19 protein-coding genes are annotated in these 17,470 nt (G+C 37.9%); 18 read left to right on the forward strand and 1 reads right to left on the reverse strand.

Features of this window, described 5'->3' with window-relative positions:
• Positions 1 to 43 precede the first annotated feature (43 nt).
• Complete coding sequence (locus tag MKZ26_RS22005) at positions 44 to 598, reverse strand: DoxX family protein (protein ID WP_340767551.1); 555 nt, start codon at positions 596 to 598, stop codon at positions 44 to 46.
• Positions 599 to 1,667: 1,069 nt separating this feature from the next.
• Between MKZ26_RS22005 and MKZ26_RS22010 the strand changes: the two genes are divergently transcribed.
• From MKZ26_RS22010 to MKZ26_RS22090, 18 genes are all read left to right on the forward strand, one after another.
• Entirely contained in the window at positions 1,668 to 2,036 is a 369-nt protein-coding gene (locus MKZ26_RS22010) for a YwqH-like family protein (RefSeq protein ID WP_067210853.1), read from the forward strand.
• A 20-nt stretch (positions 2,037 to 2,056) separates the two neighbouring features.
• A complete protein-coding gene (locus MKZ26_RS22015; RefSeq protein ID WP_340767552.1) occupies positions 2,057 to 2,359 on the forward strand; it encodes a YwqI/YxiC family protein in 303 nt (100 codons plus the stop codon).
• Positions 2,359 to 4,200 (forward strand): T7SS effector LXG polymorphic toxin, encoded by a 1,842-nt coding sequence (locus MKZ26_RS22020; protein ID WP_340767553.1) that lies wholly within the window; start codon positions 2,359 to 2,361, stop codon positions 4,198 to 4,200. The genes MKZ26_RS22015 and MKZ26_RS22020 overlap by 1 nt, the downstream gene beginning before the upstream one ends.
• Positions 4,190 to 4,627 carry a toxin-antitoxin system YwqK family antitoxin gene (locus MKZ26_RS22025; RefSeq protein ID WP_340767554.1) on the forward strand — a complete coding sequence of 146 codons (438 nt, stop codon included), beginning with the start codon at positions 4,190 to 4,192 and terminating at the stop codon, positions 4,625 to 4,627. The genes MKZ26_RS22020 and MKZ26_RS22025 overlap by 11 nt, the downstream gene beginning before the upstream one ends.
• Positions 4,624 to 5,313, forward strand: a complete 690-nt coding sequence (locus tag MKZ26_RS22030; RefSeq protein WP_340767555.1) for an endonuclease V — start codon at positions 4,624 to 4,626, stop codon at positions 5,311 to 5,313. Before MKZ26_RS22025 ends, MKZ26_RS22030 begins: the two co-directional genes overlap by 4 nt.
• Positions 5,314 to 5,659: 346 nt before the next feature.
• A complete protein-coding gene (locus MKZ26_RS22035; protein WP_340767718.1) occupies positions 5,660 to 6,151 on the forward strand; it encodes a ribonuclease YeeF family protein in 492 nt (163 codons plus the stop codon).
• Positions 6,152 to 6,178: 27 nt separating this feature from the next.
• Positions 6,179 to 7,459 carry an HNH endonuclease gene (locus tag MKZ26_RS22040; protein WP_340767556.1) on the forward strand — a complete coding sequence of 427 codons (1,281 nt, stop codon included), beginning with the start codon at positions 6,179 to 6,181 and terminating at the stop codon, positions 7,457 to 7,459.
• Positions 7,460 to 7,477: 18 nt separating this feature from the next.
• Positions 7,478 to 7,945: a DUF6985 domain-containing protein gene (locus MKZ26_RS22045; protein ID WP_338656029.1), complete on the forward strand. Its 468-nt coding sequence runs from the start codon at positions 7,478 to 7,480 to the stop codon at positions 7,943 to 7,945.
• 199 nt (positions 7,946 to 8,144) lie between these two features.
• Complete coding sequence (locus MKZ26_RS22050) at positions 8,145 to 8,702, forward strand: SMI1/KNR4 family protein (RefSeq protein ID WP_338656031.1); 558 nt, start codon at positions 8,145 to 8,147, stop codon at positions 8,700 to 8,702.
• 226 nt (positions 8,703 to 8,928) lie between these two features.
• Positions 8,929 to 10,332, forward strand: a complete 1,404-nt coding sequence (locus MKZ26_RS22055; protein WP_340767557.1) for a ribonuclease YeeF family protein — start codon at positions 8,929 to 8,931, stop codon at positions 10,330 to 10,332.
• A gap of 17 nt (positions 10,333 to 10,349) precedes the next feature.
• Positions 10,350 to 10,658 (forward strand): hypothetical protein, encoded by a 309-nt coding sequence (locus MKZ26_RS22060; RefSeq protein WP_340767558.1) that lies wholly within the window; start codon positions 10,350 to 10,352, stop codon positions 10,656 to 10,658.
• Positions 10,658 to 10,786, forward strand: coding sequence for an HNH endonuclease (locus MKZ26_RS22435; protein WP_418064626.1), 129 nt, complete (start codon positions 10,658 to 10,660; stop codon positions 10,784 to 10,786). The genes MKZ26_RS22060 and MKZ26_RS22435 overlap by 1 nt, the downstream gene beginning before the upstream one ends.
• Positions 10,783 to 11,250, forward strand: a complete 468-nt coding sequence (locus MKZ26_RS22065) for an SMI1/KNR4 family protein (RefSeq protein WP_067210835.1) — start codon at positions 10,783 to 10,785, stop codon at positions 11,248 to 11,250. The genes MKZ26_RS22435 and MKZ26_RS22065 overlap by 4 nt, the downstream gene beginning before the upstream one ends.
• 226 nt (positions 11,251 to 11,476) lie before the next feature.
• Positions 11,477 to 13,123, forward strand: coding sequence for a T7SS effector LXG polymorphic toxin (locus tag MKZ26_RS22070; protein WP_340767559.1), 1,647 nt, complete (start codon positions 11,477 to 11,479; stop codon positions 13,121 to 13,123).
• Positions 13,113 to 13,550 carry a toxin-antitoxin system YwqK family antitoxin gene (locus tag MKZ26_RS22075; RefSeq protein ID WP_340767560.1) on the forward strand — a complete coding sequence of 146 codons (438 nt, stop codon included), beginning with the start codon at positions 13,113 to 13,115 and terminating at the stop codon, positions 13,548 to 13,550. The genes MKZ26_RS22070 and MKZ26_RS22075 overlap by 11 nt, the downstream gene beginning before the upstream one ends.
• Positions 13,547 to 14,236 carry an endonuclease V gene (locus tag MKZ26_RS22080; protein WP_340767561.1) on the forward strand — a complete coding sequence of 230 codons (690 nt, stop codon included), beginning with the start codon at positions 13,547 to 13,549 and terminating at the stop codon, positions 14,234 to 14,236. The genes MKZ26_RS22075 and MKZ26_RS22080 overlap by 4 nt, the downstream gene beginning before the upstream one ends.
• Positions 14,237 to 14,516: 280 nt before the next feature.
• Positions 14,517 to 16,181 carry a T7SS effector LXG polymorphic toxin gene (locus MKZ26_RS22085; RefSeq protein WP_340767719.1) on the forward strand — a complete coding sequence of 555 codons (1,665 nt, stop codon included), beginning with the start codon at positions 14,517 to 14,519 and terminating at the stop codon, positions 16,179 to 16,181.
• Between the two features lie 27 nt (positions 16,182 to 16,208).
• Positions 16,209 to 17,441 (forward strand): PoNi-like cognate immunity protein, encoded by a 1,233-nt coding sequence (locus tag MKZ26_RS22090; protein WP_340763654.1) that lies wholly within the window; start codon positions 16,209 to 16,211, stop codon positions 17,439 to 17,441.
• Positions 17,442 to 17,470 lie beyond the last annotated feature (29 nt).

The raw sequence follows: 17,470 nt of genomic DNA on the forward strand, positions 1-17,470 counted from the left end.
ACCCCAAGTAAAAGAACTTGGGATATCATCCAATTTATACAATTCATTTGTTTGACGACCATGGTGTTCCTAAGCGAGGCAACACCCAACGATCTAGCCCATACCAACCAGCAACTTTCCAGGCCATAATTAAGAATACTGCAATTATAAACATAACGGGATTTGTACTCACGGTACCTGCCAATAAGAAGGACATATTCATAAGTGCACCAAAGAAAGCTGCAATTCCTGTTAAGAGGCCAACGATTAAGCCAAGTCCAATTAACACTTCACCCCAAGCGACCATATAAGAAAATGGGGTTGCGTTTGGAATTACGACACTCTCAAGGAACCAAGCATACCACCCTGCGACGTCCCCCGACTCTGCTTTAGCAAGGGCACCACCCATAAATCCTTCAATTGCAACACCAGCATTAGCACCTGTCCATACGTCAGAAGTAACTTTTCCAATGCCGGCCATCAGCCAAGAGTAACCAAGGTATAATCTTAAAACTAACCATATCCATGCAGATATCGTGTTAGAAAATAACCATCTTGAAAGCGGATTTTCTTCGATAATAACATTCTTTCCAAACTGAGAATTCTGCAATTTAACCATGTCATCACCTCATAATTTTATGTCGTTATTCATTGTTACTATGCATAAATGATAGGATAAAAGTATTAAGTACTATTTTTAGTATAGCACGTGTGACAAGTTTATCCAGTTTAGTTGTCAGATACGCTATTATGTTAAATAGATAGTTGGCAAATAAAAAATAGATTGTTCGAACTTTCATATTTAATTGACACACAACATTATAGGTGTTTTGAATCAAATGACCCAAAAATATCCTGACTGTCTATATTAAAATTGAATGCAACTAAACAATTTTCGCCAAAGGATCTCTTAATCTGGAGATCCTTTGGCTTTTCTTATTTTAGAAATGTTCGCCCAGAATAGTAGTTTCGCCTTTTTTTTCGATCCACATTTGGATTTGGTCTGTCAATCAGTCATTTTTACTCTTGTGCAAAGTAGTAACGTACTCAGTTACTCATTCTGAAGTTACCAGTGCTTCCACGGGCGTCCCTGAGATTTCCTTTTCTTTTCGCTTTAGAGATTTCTGTATATTGACACTGGTTTCTTTTTAACGTTTTTGCTTGGGCATGATCCAACGTCCAATCCCTATTAATTACCACTTGTAGCTAGCATTTTTTTGAATACGCATGAAAACGGATCTTAAGTCACGGAATTAGAATAAAAACCTCGAAGTACCTACTATATAAGTCATGATTTCATAGACTTATACGGTATAAGTAGGTGTGATTAAGAACCAAATAATCTGGAGGGACAATATATAGAGGGATAATAGTCTTGTGGAAAATTTATGTCATATTAGATGTCTTTGACAAAGGGGAGATTAGAATGCTATTTATAGTATCAATGGATAAATACCATATCATTCTTTATTAACAATATAATGGAGAATTGACATGAGTTAATTATGGATAGTTATTACTAGATTGATAATAGATTTAATGATGTTCCATAATGCGCTACAAGGCAAGATTAGTAGAAAAATTTTTACAACCTTATATTAGAATTAATCAGTGTCTTTGATGCGAGTAACCGATAAGTCATTGGGGGGTAAATGTGAGGTGAATAAAAAAGGTAGGGGGAATGAGGATTGCTTGGCTATTACTATGCATTATTGAGTAAGAAGGAAGGGGAGGTTGCACGTCTGAATGCGTGTCAATCCTCACTAAGCGAAAAACAGCAGCAATTCACTATGAATGAACATAAATGTTTGGAACCAGAACTTTCGCCCACGACTTGGCATGGTAGACATGCTACTGATTTTCAAGCTATTCGTGAAGGGGGAATTCACACAGCTTTTTTGGAGATTGCAGGTGCCCAGTTCGCAAACGTATATAGTGCAATTGCAGCAAAAATTGCTTCACTTCAAGCAGAAATTGCCTCCATTCAACAGACTATCGAGCGTCTATTGGCCGAGGAAGCGGCAAGGGAAAAAGAAGAAGTGAAAACTTCCAACTAACAACGGGGGAGATAACTATCATGTCGACCGAAGTGAAGATAGACTATGGAGAAGTTGAAAACCAATTAAGGGAAATGAATAGCAAAACGGAGTCACTCATTCCAAGAGCTGAACCACCGATTACGGGAAATACGATGGATGTCGTGACTAAACAGACGAAGTTGTCGATTCAACTGGAACAGCTTTTGATGAGCTATCAAACTGTATTAATGGAGAATAGTAAAACAACGACTAGATCCGTTGAATTCATACGTGAATCAGACGAAAAAATAGCGACTGTCGTGCATAGTACATTATCGGGACCGAAGCAGGCGATGTTATAATGAAAGTAGTAGATGTCAGCCCATTCCACGATGGCTTGCGGCGGAATAATACCATGCTAAATCGTTTGGAAAATGAAATGAAAGCAATCGAGAGCGCAGTCGAAGGATTCGTTGCGCTGGAAGATTCATTGAAAGGACAAGGGGGAGATGCAATCCGTGCATTTTATGCGGAGTGCCACCTGCCGTTCTTACAGTTTTTCATGACATTCAAAAGCATTTACGTAAATGTCCTCACCCAAATGGATTCTGCACTTGATGCATTGGAGCCGGATGCGAACGGGTTCATCCGTGAAACATTCCTTGAAGGAGAAGTTGAAGCCGGACTTACAGAAATTTCACAACTGACAAGCAGTCTCACCGACGAAGCGAACGACATTATGAATCAGGTCGCCGATATCGTTGCCCTTCCACATTTGAATGATAGTGATGTGCAGGAAGGGGTTCGGGATGCGCGGAGGAAACGGGATCGAACGATTGCCGATTTGTATGAATTTGATGCGAACCAGACGAGGGCTTTAATAGCGATAGAGAATGACCTGAAGACAATGGAAACATGGATTTCTGATATCGAAGGATTGTTCACTGACAGTGTGACGGCCATCGACTTCCCGATGGATAAATGGGCAGCATTATCATCGAAAAATACTCTTCAGACAGATTTAGCGCAACGGACAGTACCAGTGGCCGCCATCGCTAGCATGATGTACGTGGATGGTCAGCCTGGAACGTTATTGGGGGCATCTATTTCGGGGGGATCCACAGCTATGTTTGGGCATCGATTCCAAGAAGTGGTGGGCGATCTTTACTGGGCTAGCGTTTACACACTTCCAGGTATGGCAACTTGGGCAATGCCGATTGATGGATTTAATAAAGAGCATGTGATGAATAACCAAAAAGTCTATCCTAAATCTACTCTTAATCCCGTAATGAAATCTTTAAATAGCTTTAAGGAAATCGGGACTGACTTTGTAGTAGGAGTAAACACTCGAACAGATAAAGCATTGGATTCTCCTTCCGATTTTGCGAACTATGCAACTCTTGGTATTTCAGACGGGGTCATCTTAGGGGCAAAGAGCAGAGCGGATAAGATGTGGAATTCACCTTACGACTTCACGAATTACTGGACCATCGGTTTTGCTGGAACGGTTAAAGGAGCATTAGCAGCGGAAGATCCTCTTTCCAAAGAGCATTGGTTGGACAGCTTAGGGCTTGCAACAATTGCCATAGGAGGTGTAAAGGCAGTAGCTCCAAAAGAATCTTTGGGGACCGTTAGCGGTAAGGGGGTAGGTAATCCACCAACTACGAGTAAACCTCTTAAGGGAGTCAACAGAGCTGAAGGGATATCAAGAATTGATTATCTACACAATAAGTATGGTAAACTCACATCTGAGCAATTACATCAAAGAATTAATTTGCGTGGTGAAACAGCGAAGGAACTTAGTAAATTAAGCAGTTTAACTAACAAACAGGCTGGCCCAGCATTAGCGGGTGTATTTAATAAAACAACGGGGAAATATTATTTTGCAACAAATAATCCTACAGGTAAAGTTCCAGAAATAATCCATCCATTAATTAAAGAACGTTTAGGGAATATGCCAAAAGATGTATATGATTCCTATGCTGAAATGACCTATGGAGCTGGTTCTCATGCAGAAGTCAAAGCTATAAATGATGCATTATTAGCAAATCCAGATGCGAAAATTAATGATTTAACAGTAAACGTTGTCCGAAGTGGAAAAAAACTAAAACCAACTGGACAAATGATGAAAAAATGTCCACATTGTGCCTATATAACTGAAGGATTTGAATTTATATCGGAGGTGCCTAAAATTGGAGATTGAGATACTTACTAAGGATTATGTACTGGAGAAAGGTGTCGATTTTGAGGAGGAATTGTGGTTTTCACTACCTTATGGGGATATAGTGATAGATGCTGAAAAGAATGGAAATCCTTTTACAGGTCTTGCGTATGAATTGCATAATAATGGAAATCTGGCCTATTATGCATATTATAAAAATGGAGTAAATGATGGTGAAATGGTAGAGTTTTATGACAATGGAAACGTAGAATCTATATCAAATATACTTAAAGGAGCCTCTAATGGCTATCAGGTAAGTTATTTTGAGAATGGAGAAAAGAGACTTGAAGGAGAATATTTTATTGGTATACCAATAAAATATAAAAAATGGGATGAAACAGGGGATCTTATTGAGGAGAAAAAGAATCCTGATGAAAGCGATTTAAAATATATGGAGAAGTTCAATTGAAAGAAAAATATATAAAAAAATTTGTTGAGAAGCAAGATGAATTAAAGAAATTGGTTTATTTACAGAATACATTTTTAGTTGAAGAAATTAAACTTGTTGCTGGTGTTGATTTAGCTTATTGGGTTAAAGATAAAAAAGAATATGGTACTTGTAGTATTGTAGTCATTGACTATAATACAAAAGAAATAGTAGAACAAGTTGATTATTTTGATGAAATAACTGTTCCATACATTTCTGGATTCTTAGCTTTCCGTGAGTTGCCTCTAATACTTAAAACTGTCAAAAAATTAAAAACTAAACCAGATATCTATATGTTTGATGGCAACGGTTATTTGCACTATAGACATATGGGGATTGCTACACATGCTTCATTTTATCTAAACAAACCAACGATTGGTATAGCAAAAAGTTATTTGAAAATAGAGAATGTCGATTTCATAATGCCTGAAAATTTAAAAGGGGCGCACACAGATATAGTAATTAATAATGATGTATATGGAAGATGCTTACGAACGAGAGAAAACGTAAAACCTATATTTGTTTCCTGTGGTAACTGGATTGATTTAGATACGGCTACGGAATTAACGTTACACTTTATAGAAAAAGATAGTCGTTTACCGATTATAACGAGATATGCGGATTTAGCAACACATCAGAGTAGGAAGAGAGTATTGGGAGATAAGTAGAAAACAAATTCCTTGCCTAAAAAGAGTGAAACTATGTTTTCTATAAATAAAATTGACACTAGCTAAATGGAGCTATTGATGATTCTCTTGATAAAGTACCGGGGATCCTGTTGTTCATTCAATCGTGAAAGTTTAAAACAATTATGCTCCAGTGATAGTAGTCCGTGCAATCACAAGGATTGTTTAATCATGAAAAGGATGATCTGGATGCTCAAACAAAGTTTTACATAGAAAATGATATATAATTTACGGATTTCTACAAGAATTCCAACAATATAAAATCCTGTGGTGCCTATCAAAGACAAGATAAAGAGTCATGTCTTTGATAGGCACCTTTTTAAAATATATGAAAGTAGTAGATGTCAGCCCTTTCCACGATGGCTTGCGGCGGAATAATACCATGCTAAATCGTTTGGAAAATGAAATGAAAGCAATCGAGACCGCAGTCGAAGGACTCGTTGCGCTGGAAGACTCATTGAAAGGACAAGGAGGAGATGCAATCCGCGCATTTTATGCGGAGTGCCACCTGCCTTTCTTACAGTTTTTCATGACATTCAAAAGCAATTACGCAAATGTCCTCACCCAAATGGATTCCGCACTTGATTCATTGGAGCCGGATATGAACGGGTTCATCCGTGAAACATTCCTTGAAGGAGAAGTTGAAGCCGGACTTACAGAAATTTCACAACTGACAAGCAGTCTCACCGACGAAGCGAACGACATTATGAATCAGGTCGCCGATATCGTTGCCCTTCCACATTTGAATGATAGTGATGTGCAGGAGGGGGTTCGGGATGCGCGGAGGAAACGGGATCATACGATTGCCGATTTGTATTAATTTGATGCGAACTAGACGAGGACTTTGATGACGATAGAGAATGACCTGAAGACGATGGAAACATGGCTTTCTAATATCGAAGGATTGTTCACTGACGGTGGGACGGCCATCGACTTTCCGATGGATAAATGGGCAGCATTATCATCGAAAAATACTCTTCAGACAGATTTAGCACAACGGACAGCCGGGATGGACGGCGTAAATGGGGGACAAGGATCCGGTAATGAACCTGGCAATCTAGTAGGGGCGAATACGTCTGAAGATGAGCAATTGAAGGCACTCTATGCCGCAATGGAAAAAGAACAACATGTGGCTAATCCTGTGAATGACTACCCAATCGATCCCCATACAGGCGAATACATCATGATGAACCAAGGACTCGTTCGTGTTTCAAAGGATTACGGCCCCAAAGAACTGAGCCTCATTGATAAAGCCGGGTTGGGAGTAGCAAACTTCTTAATCCTGGATGACTTAAAAACAATCACGGATCCCGATAGTTCCTATGTGGCCAAGGGACTGTCCATGGCCTCGATTACCCCTTTTGGGCCAGCGATAAAAGCGGGTACAGCGGGTATTAGACTTGTTAGGAAGTCTTCAATAGTGAAGTGGATAAGTCCTAAGAAAGTTGAGGGGGATATTGGAAAGGCTACGGGAAAAGGTAGTTCTGGTGGAAGTAAAAAAACAAATGTGGATGACTTTGATACGAAAACAGCTACAAATAAACAAAAAGGTAATAATGGAAGTGATGTACCACCTGCTTTTAAGCAAACTGAATTTGCTAGTTCATATGAAGCAAGAATTAATCAAACACCTGCGAAAACAAATCCAAATGCCCAATTTGAAGGGACGAGGGGTGAATCACTAGCCTCCCTTAAGCCATCGACTGACCCAAAATTAAAAAAATTTTTAGATGAGGCCGGTATTGATGGTATACAATATAAAAATGGAGTCCCTGATTTCGCGCCAGTAGCAAAAGCACAGGTGGAAATCGACTATATGTTAGGAGGTAAAGGGGATTTGGGAGGGAAAGCTAGAACTAATAATTTTGTTCAATCAGATCATAAATTGGCCGAACAGCTCAACAATTCCCCCGAGTTAGCACGTCAATTGGGGATGGGAACTGGTGGGATTACTGCTAGGGACATAGAAAAATATCGAAGCAAAAACAAATTAACATGGCATGAATTGAATGATGTGAAGACAGTGCAGCTTGTACCGACAGAGATAAACGGTAAGTTCGGGCATCTAGGTGGTGTAGGTGAGATAAATGCAGGGGCGTTTGAACCCAAAGGATTTGCCGAAAAATAAAAAAAGGGGATTTTAAAAATGAAAATTAACGATCTGATTTTTGGTGAACTCGAATATGATTATGTTTGGTCTAAGGACACTACCATAAATTTTTTAGGGAAAGAAACCGAGATAGCATTCATGGTTAAAGGTGAAGAAGATGGTAAGTTTGATGAAGAACAATATACGGCATATCAATCATTAATGCAAAATTGGGAGCAATTGCAGCAAGGCTTCTTGCAACCTATTTTAGACTATTACCAACAAAAACGGCATGAAATGGGTTATGATATTGAATTTAATGAGAATTACCCCTTAGTTAAAACAACCGACCAACTTATTGAGATGTTTACTTTGGAAGGAATTGTTGTTTCGTATGGAGATATTTTTGAGGGCCGTGATATTGGTATACTTTTTAGGTGTACATGGGATGTGGAAAATGGACTGGGGCTTCGTTTATTAGATGAAAAGGTGACTGAAGTAGGTTACCAGGATGTTGCGATTTGAATAACGTAATTTATTAACAAGGATTGTTATGGGAAGGTTAATAAGTTATGAACACGGGAGAGCAATATAACTATATATTATCCCGAATGATTCATCGGGACTACTTTATTGAAAAAGGTACAAAAAGTGGATTTTGTCATGAAAATAAAAAAAGTTCAAAAACGAATTGAGCTACCTAAATATCTGTGGGATGCAACAGATGGTAAACAATTCGAATGGTTTGATGAAGCTATTGGTGGAAGAACCCAAAATCATTGGGCATATAGACCAGGTGGAAGGTAGGGGGAAATGTGAAAATAGAAAAAACTCGTATATACATGCACCTAGCAATGAACGAATAAAAAAATTAGAGAATTACAGTAATGTAATATATCCAGAGTCATTCTTAGAGTTTATTAAACACTATAATGGTGGGATTCCTATAACTAATAAATTTCTTGTCAATGGCAAAGAAAATGTATTAGAACGCTTTTTATGTATTTCTGAAAACCCTAAGGAATCAGATTTAGGCGAGTATGATATTGCTGTTGTCTTAAGTCAAATTGACGATAGATTGACAGATAATCCAGAGTTGATTGGAGATGAATTAATCCCTATAGCCACCGCATTTGGTGGGGACTTCATTTGTTTAGATTTCCGGGAAAATATGATTCCAACAGTATCTCTTTGGTTACACGAGGAATCCGATACTTTTTATCCGGCCATAATATATGTAAGTGCTAATTTCGAGAGTTTTCTTGAGATGTTGAAAGAATAAACTTGGTAATTAATAGTCTGAATTGTTTCTGGAAGACCACAGTTATTCATGACTGTGGTCTTCATTTTTTAATTTCTAGATATTTTAGTTCACTAGAATTGTATTAATGCATAAGGAATGTTTTTAAAGACAGAATATTATAAAAATAGTTGAAAAAAGGTGTTAGGTTCTATGGCAAGCCTGAATCATTTTACAAGCAGGAACCTTTCACTTATGACTTGTTGGGATGGAAGATTCATTGAAAGGAGAAGGGGGTGACGCAATCCGTGCATTTTATGCGGAGTGCCACCTGCCTTTCTTACAGTTTTTCATGACATTCAAAAGCAATTACGCAAATGTCCTCACCCAAATGGATTCCGCACTTGATTCATTGGAGCCGGATATGAACGGGTTCATCCGTGAAACATTCCTTGAAGGAGAAGTTGAAGCCGGACTTACAGAAATTTCACAACTGACAAGCAGTCTCACCGACGAAGCGAACGACATTATGAATCAGGTCGCCGATATCGTTGCCCTTCCACATTTGAATGATAGTGATGTGCAGGAGGGGGTTCGGGATGCGCGGAGGAAACGGGATCATACGATTGCCGATTTGTATGAATTTGATGCGAACCAGACGAGGGCTTTGATGACGATAGAGAATGACCTGAAGACGATGGAAACATGGCTTTCTGATATTGAAGGATTGTTCACTGACGGTGTGACGGCCATCGACTTCCCGATGGATAAATGGGCAGCATTATCGGCGAAAAATACACTTCAGACAGATTTAGCACAACGGACTGCCGGGATGGACGGCATAAATGGGGGACAAGGATCCGGTGATGAACTTGGCAATCTAGTAGGGGCGAATACGTCTGAAGATGAGCAGTTGAAGGCACTCTATGCCGCAATGGAAAAAGAACAACGTGTGGGTAATCCTGTGAATGACTACGCAATCGATCCGAATACGGGCGAATACATCATGATGAACCAAGGACTCGTTCGTGTTTCAAAGGATTACGGACCCAAAGAACTGAGCCTCATTGATAAAGCCGGGTTGGGAGTAGCTAACTTCTTAATCCTGGATGACTTAAAAACAATCACGGATCCCGATAGTTCCTACATGGCCAAGGGACTGTCCATGGCCTCGATTACCCCTTTTGGGCCAGCGATAAAAGCGGGTACAGCGGGTATTAGACTTGTTAGGAAGTCTTCAATTGTGAAGTGGATAAGTCCTAAGAAAGTTGAAAAGGCTACTGATAAGGGGATAGGTAACTCAAAGTGGAAATCAGCGGAATTATTAGATGAACTGGCGAATAATGGTGTAAAATATAACCCTGATGAACTGATGGCTATTACAAAAACAGCAAGTGGTAAATTAGCCTGGATTGAAAAAGGTAATTCAAATGCTGGTTTCGAACATGTAATGCTTCATGCAGATGAGTTTGCAGCAAAGGGAATTAAATCAAATGAAATTCCAGATTTGCTGATGGAGGCGTTAAGTAAAGGGAAAGTTGTTGGAACTCAAGGTCGAGGAAACGGAAGACCAATTTATGAAGTAGTTTTCAACGGACAGAAACAAAGAGTTGCTATAACTGTTGGAAATAATGGTTTTATTGTAGGGGCAAATCCAAAATCATTACCATAATAAAAAGGGGGAGAACCATGAACATTATTAAGATATTTCTGGAATATCAATGCTACCCAATGTGGATATATAATGAACAAGGTGAATTAGTTGATAATGACTTAGTTGGAGAACTTGAGGATGAAGACGAAATTGATAATATGCTTTTAGAGATACAGAATATATACGATAGTCTCTTTGAAGACAATGCTATCAATTTTGAGTTCAAAGGATTTTCAAATGAAAATGAAAAGACCGTGTTTTTTAAGAAGGTAGAAAACACTATAACCTTAATTAAGGGGAAATTGGGGGATAATTATTTAATTGAGAATAACGTAAAAATTTAATGAAATATAGTGAAGAAGACAGAATAGTGGAGTTAGTTGAATTTGGTGTTCACAATGTGACGAATCATAATGGTGGAAGAACCCAAAATCATTGGGCAAATAGACCAGGTGGAAGGGGGGAAATATGAAAATAGAAAAAAACTCGTATATACATGCACCTAGCAATGAGCGAATAAAAAAATTAGAGAATTACAGTAATGTAATATATCCAGAGTCATTCTTAGAGTTTATTAAACACTATAATGGTGGGATTCCTATAACTAATAAATTTCTTGTCAATGGCAAAGAAAATGTATTAGAACGCTTTTTATGTATTTCTGAAAACCCTAAGGAATCAGATTTAGGCGAGTATGATATTGCTGTTGTCTTAAGTCAAATTGACGATAGATTGACAGATAATCCAGAGTTGATTGGAGATGAATTAATCCCTATAGCCACCGCATTTGGTGGGGACTTCATTTGTTTAGATTTCCGGGAAAATATGATTCCAACAGTATCTCTTTGGTTACACGAGGAATCCGATACTTTTTATCCGGCCATAATATATGTAAGTGCTAATTTCGAGAGTTTTCTTGAGATGTTGAAAGAATAAACTTGGTAATTAATAGTCTGAATTGTTTCTGGAAGACCACAGTTATTCATGACTGTGGTCTTCATTTTTTAATTTCTAGATATTTTAGTTCACTAGAATTGTATTAATGCATAAGGAATGTTTTTAAAGACAGAATATTATAAAAATAGTTGAAAAAAGGTGTTAGGTTCTATGGCAAGCCTGAATCATTTTACAAGCAGGAACCTTTCACTTATGACTTGTTGGGATGGAAGATTCATTGAAAGGACAAGGGGGTGATGCAATCCGTGCATTTTATGCGGAGTGCCACCTGCCGTTCTTACAGTTTTTCATGACGTTCAAAAGCAATTACGTAAATGTCCTCACCCAAATGGATTCTGTACTCGATGCACTGGAACCGAATGCGAACGGGTTCATCCGTGAAACATTCCTTGAAGGAGAAGTTGAAGCCGGACTTACAGAAATTTCACAACTGACAAGCAGTCTCACCGACGAAGCGAACGACATTATGAATCAGGTCGCCGATATCGTTGCCCTTCCACATCTGAATGATAGTGATGTGCAGAAAGGGGTTCGGGATGCACGGAGGAAACGGGATCATACGATTGCCGATTTGTATGAATTTGATGCGAACCAGACGAGGGCTTTAATAACGATAGAGAATGACCTGAAGACGATGGAAACATGGATTTCTGATATCGAAGGATTGTTCACTGACGGTGTGACGGCCATAGACTTCCCAATGGATAAATGGGCAGCATTATCGGCGAAAAATACACTTCAGACAGATTTAGCGCAACGGACTGCACCGATGGCTAACATAGCCGGGGTGATGGTGGACAGCCCGCCTGTAACTTTATTTGGGGCTAGCAATTACACATATCCAGGCATGGCAACTTGGGCAAGTCCGATTAATGGATTTAACAAAGAGTTTGAGAAATATAGCCAAAAAGATTTTCCTAATTCTACACCTAATCCTGTAATGAAATCTTTGTATAGCTTTAAGGAAATCGGGACTGGCTTTGTAGATGAAGTAAATACAAGAACGGATAAAGCATTGGATTCCCCTAATGACTTTGCGAACTATGCAACACTTGGTATTTCAGGTGGAATTATCTCGGGGGCAAAAAACAGAACGGATAAGATGTGGAATTCAGCTTTTGACTTTACGAATTACTGGACTATCGGTTTAGCTGGAACGGTTAAAGGGGCAATCGCACCGGAAGAACCCTTTTCCAAGGAACATTGGTTGGACAGCTTAGGGCTCGCAACAACTTTTGTGGGTGGCGCGAAGGCAATAGCTCCAAAAGAATCTTTGGGTGCAGTTAGTGTTAAGGAAACGAGTAATTCGCTGAATACGAGTAAACCTCCTAAGGGAGTCAACAGAGTAGATGGACTATCAAGAATTGATTTTCTACAAAATAAGTATGGTAAACTCACAACAGAGCAATTACATCAAAGAATTAATTTGCGTGGTGAAACAGCGAAGGAACTTAGTAAATTATCAGGTCTAAGTAAGAATGATGCGGGTCCTGCACTTGCGGGTGTGTATGATAAAACAAATGGGAAATATTATTTTGCTATTAATGAAATAGATGGTAATATCTCTAGCAAACTACACTTTTTGATTGAAGATCGAATAAAAAATATGCCAGATAATATAGCTAATTCTTATATAAGAACAAAAGGAGTTGGCTCACATGCAGAGGTTAATGCTATAAATGAAGCTTTATTAGCAAACCCCAATGCTAAAATTGAAAATTTAACAGTACATGTTGTAAGAAGCGGGAAAAAATTAAAGCCGGCCGGCCAAATGATGAAACGATGTCCGCATTGTGAGTATATTACTGAAGGTATTGAATTTATTTCGGAGGTGCCTAAAAATGTTAAGTAATGTTTTAAAAAAGGAATATGTAATGGAAAATGGAGTTGATTTTGATGAAGAATTATGGTTTGCGCCACCCTATGGGGATTATGTCATAGATGCAGAGGATAGTGGGAAACCATTTACTGGTCTAGCTTATGAATTATATGATAATGATAATTTAGCATATTATTCTTATTATCAAGATGGGGTTAAAGAAGGACAGTCTGTTCGGTTTTATAAAAATGCTAGGATTAAATCCATATCAAATATGAATAAGGGTACTTCACATGGAAATCAATTAAGTTATTATGAAAATGGACAAATTGAGTTTAAAGGGGAAAGATTTGCGGGGTTAGCAATTCAATATAAAAAATGGGATGAAGACGGAAATCTTATTGAAGAGAAAACAGGTCCAGACGAAGGTGATCTGAAATATATGGACAACTTTCGATGATTAACAGATGGATTAGAGATTTTATTGAAATGCAAAACAAATTGCAACCTAAAATTTTACTTGAAAATAGCTTTGTCATAAGTGAAATAAATCTTGTAGCTGGTGTAGATATCGCTTACTGGTCTGAAAAGGGGATAGACTATGGAATTTGTTGTATAGTCGTGATTGATCATGAAACCAAAAAGGTAGTAGAGCAGATTGAGTACTTTGATAAAATAGAGATTCCGTATATGTCAGGTTTTTTAGCTTTTCGTGAATTGCCTTTGGTGCTTAAAACAGTAGAAAGATTAACAATAAATCCAGATTTATATATGTTTGATGGCAACGGTTATTTGCACTATAGACATATGGGGATTGCTACACATGCTTCCTTTTATCTAAACAAACCAACGATTGGTATAGCGAAAAGTTATTTAAAAATAGAGAATGTCGATTTCATCATGCCTGAAAATTTAAAAGGTGCATACACAGATATAGTAATTAATAATGATGTATATGGAAGATCCTTACGAACGAGAGAAAACGTAAAACCTATTTTTGTTTCCTGTGGTAACTGGATTGATTTAGATACGGCTACAGAATTAACGTTACACTTTATAGAAAAAGATAGTCGTTTACCGATTACAACGAGATATGCGGATTTAGCAACACATCAGAGTAGAAAGAGAATAGTGGGAGAGAAGTAGAAAACGAATTTTTTCCATAAAAAGAGAGAAACTGCGTTTTCTATATATATAATAGACACTAGCTAAAGAGAGCTATTGTGTTCCAGTAATAGTAGTCCGTGCAGTCACAAGGATTGTGTAATCATGAAAAAGAGGATCTAGATGAACAAACAAAGTTTTGCGTAGAAAATGAAGTAGACTTTACGGATTTCTACAAGAATTCTAACAATATAAAATGCCATGGTGCCCATCAAAGACAATATACAGAGTCATGTCTATGATAGGCACCTTTTTCAAATATATGAAAGTAGTAGATGTCAGCCCATTCCACGATGGCTTGCGGCGGAATAATACCATGCTAAATCGTTTGGAAAATGAAATGAAAGCAATCGAGACCGCAGTCGAAGGACTCGTTGCGCTGGAAGACTCCCTTAAAGGGCAAGGTGGTGACGCAATCCGTGCATTTTATGCGGAGTGCCACCTGCCGTTCTTACAGTTTTTCATGACGTTCAAAAGCAATTACGTAAATGTCCTCACCCAAATGGATTCCGTACTCGATGCACTGGAACCGAATGCGAACGGGTTCATCCGTGAAACATTCCTTGAAGGAGAAGTTGAAGCCGGACTTACAGAAATTTCACAACTGACAAGCAGTCTCACAGACGAAGCAAACGACATTATGAATCAGGTCGCCGATATCGTTGCCCTTCCACATTTGAATGATAGTGATGTGCAGGAAGGGGTTCGGGATGCACGGAGGAAACGGGATCATACGATTGCCGATTTGTATGAATTTGATGCGAACCAGACGAGGGCTTTAATAGGGATTGAGAATGACCTGAAGACAATGGAAAAATGGCTTTCTGATATTGAAGGATTGTTCACTGACGGTGTGACGGCCATCGACTTCCCGATGGATAAATGGGCAGCATTGTCGGCGAAAAATACACTTCAGACAGATTTAGCACAACGGACAGCCGGGATGGACGGCGTAAATGGGGGACAAGGATCCGGTAATGAACCTGGCAATCTAGTAGGGGCGAATACGTCTGAAGATGAGCAATTGAAGGCACTCTATGCCGCAATGGAAAAAGAACAACATGTGGGTAATCCTGTGAATGACTACCCAATCGATCCGAATACGGGCGAATACATCATGATGAACCAAGGACTCGTTCGTGTTTCAAAGGATTACGGACCCAAAGAACTGAGCCTCATTGATAAAGCCGGGTTGGGAGTAGCTAACTTCTTAATCCTGGATGACTTAAAAACAATCACGGATCCCGATAGTTCCTACATGGCCAAGGGACTGTCCATGGCCTCGATTACCCCTTTTGGGCCAGCGATAAAAGCGGGTACAGCGGGTATTAGACTTGTTAGGAAGTCTTCAATTGTGAAGTGGATAAGTCCTAAGAAAGTTGAGAGTGATATTGGTAAGGCTACGGGAAAAGGCAGTTCTGGTGGAAGTAAAAAAACAAATGTGGATGACTTTGATACGAAAACAGCTACAAATAAACAAAAAGGTAATTTTGGTGAAATAAAATCAACTGATAATCTAGTAAACAATCAAAGTTTAAAAGATGCTGGGTTTGACTTAAAGCCAATAGGCAGAGATGCACCATCAAGTATAGATGATAAAATAGTAAAAGGGATTGACGGACTATACGAAAATGCAAATGTGGATTCAAATATCAAATATGTTATTGATGAAGCTAAGTTTGGTAGTTCACAATTAGGAAAAGCTAAAGATGGAAAACAAATGTCAGATGATTGGTTGACAGGTGTGGTAACTAAAAAAAGTAGAGTATTGAAAGCTGTTGATGGAGATAAACAATTAGCAACAAAGATTGCGAGATCATTAAAAAAAGGTGAAGTAGAAAGAGTACTATCAAAAGTTGATAGTACTGGAAATGTAAAAACATATAAGCTAGATGCCAATGGTAAAATCATTGGAGAATGGCCATAATTCAAAAGCTAGGAGGAATCAAATATAATGAGAGATCATTTATGTATAGAAGAAAAATGTAGAGAAGGAATAGAATATAATAAAAAAATTATTGAAGAAGATAGAGAGGAAATTAATAGTTTAGAAGAAGATGAAAAAAATGGTATTCAAAGATATCCTAATGATAATAAAAGCATCATAGAAGAAACTTATCTATCAAATTTTATAAATGAGACGGATAATGTTATTGCAAAGTATTCCTTAGGAGAAGACATTAGTACAATAGAAGAAGATTTTCATAATGCAATTGATAATTTAGAGCATACAGGGACTAGGAATGTTGGATATGTAAATCTACTTTGGGTGATTTCCTTAGGAATATTATTAGAAACGGATAAAAAGAATATAGAACGACTAAGTAAGTTAGTTGAGAAGAAAAATATGAGTGATTCAGTGATTGACTTTTTATTATGTGCTAGTGATATTGGCTGGAAAAAAATCACTAATGTTTATTTTAAAGAAAATCCATATGCAAAAACGAGAGAAATTATAGAACTTGCGCAAACTGATAAAAGAGAAGCTTCTAAAAGCATGCAAACGTATATGGAAAAGGAATGGTTTAAAGGTCATTATGATTACGAATGGAAAAATTCCCATAAAGAACCGGGATATATAGGGTATTGGAGCTTTGAAACAGCAGCACTAGCAAAGATACTCGAACTTGATGATGCAAGCCTCATAAATCATAATCACTATCCATATGATTTGGCGCATTACAAGAATTCAATGAAATTCAAGCCCCTCTCTACAAATGAATACAACAATGAACATGAAATTGAAGAGTTAGGTGAAATAATTGAAGGAATTGACAAAAATCCTTTATTGGAAAAGATTATTCCAACAAGATGGCACTCATTTATCAATGAATTGATACAGGATTATGAGGTTATGGATGATAGTAGTTTCTATGAAAAATACAAAAAAACTATAGGATTAGGCCAAATCTGGTTCTTACTACAAGAATATAAAGAAGAAAATAAGCAAAAAAATCTCTTAGGAAGTTTAATTGTTTTTGCGATGACCGAAAAAGAATATATATTGCAGTTGGATTATAAAGAAGATGTGGAAGAATACTATTCTAGTATGAAAAATTACTGGAATGATACAAGCACAAAGTTGGTTCAATTTATTTTAGATAATGATCAAAATTATTACGCATTGGTACCGGAAGATGAAAAAGTTGGAGATATGTATGAAGTTGTTGTTAAAGATGTAAAGTAAGTTAACTTGAATGAATGATAAAGTGGTGG

Source organism: Sporosarcina sp. FSL K6-6792 (genome assembly GCF_038004885.1).
Classification (GTDB): domain Bacteria; phylum Bacillota; class Bacilli; order Bacillales_A; family Planococcaceae; genus Sporosarcina; species Sporosarcina psychrophila.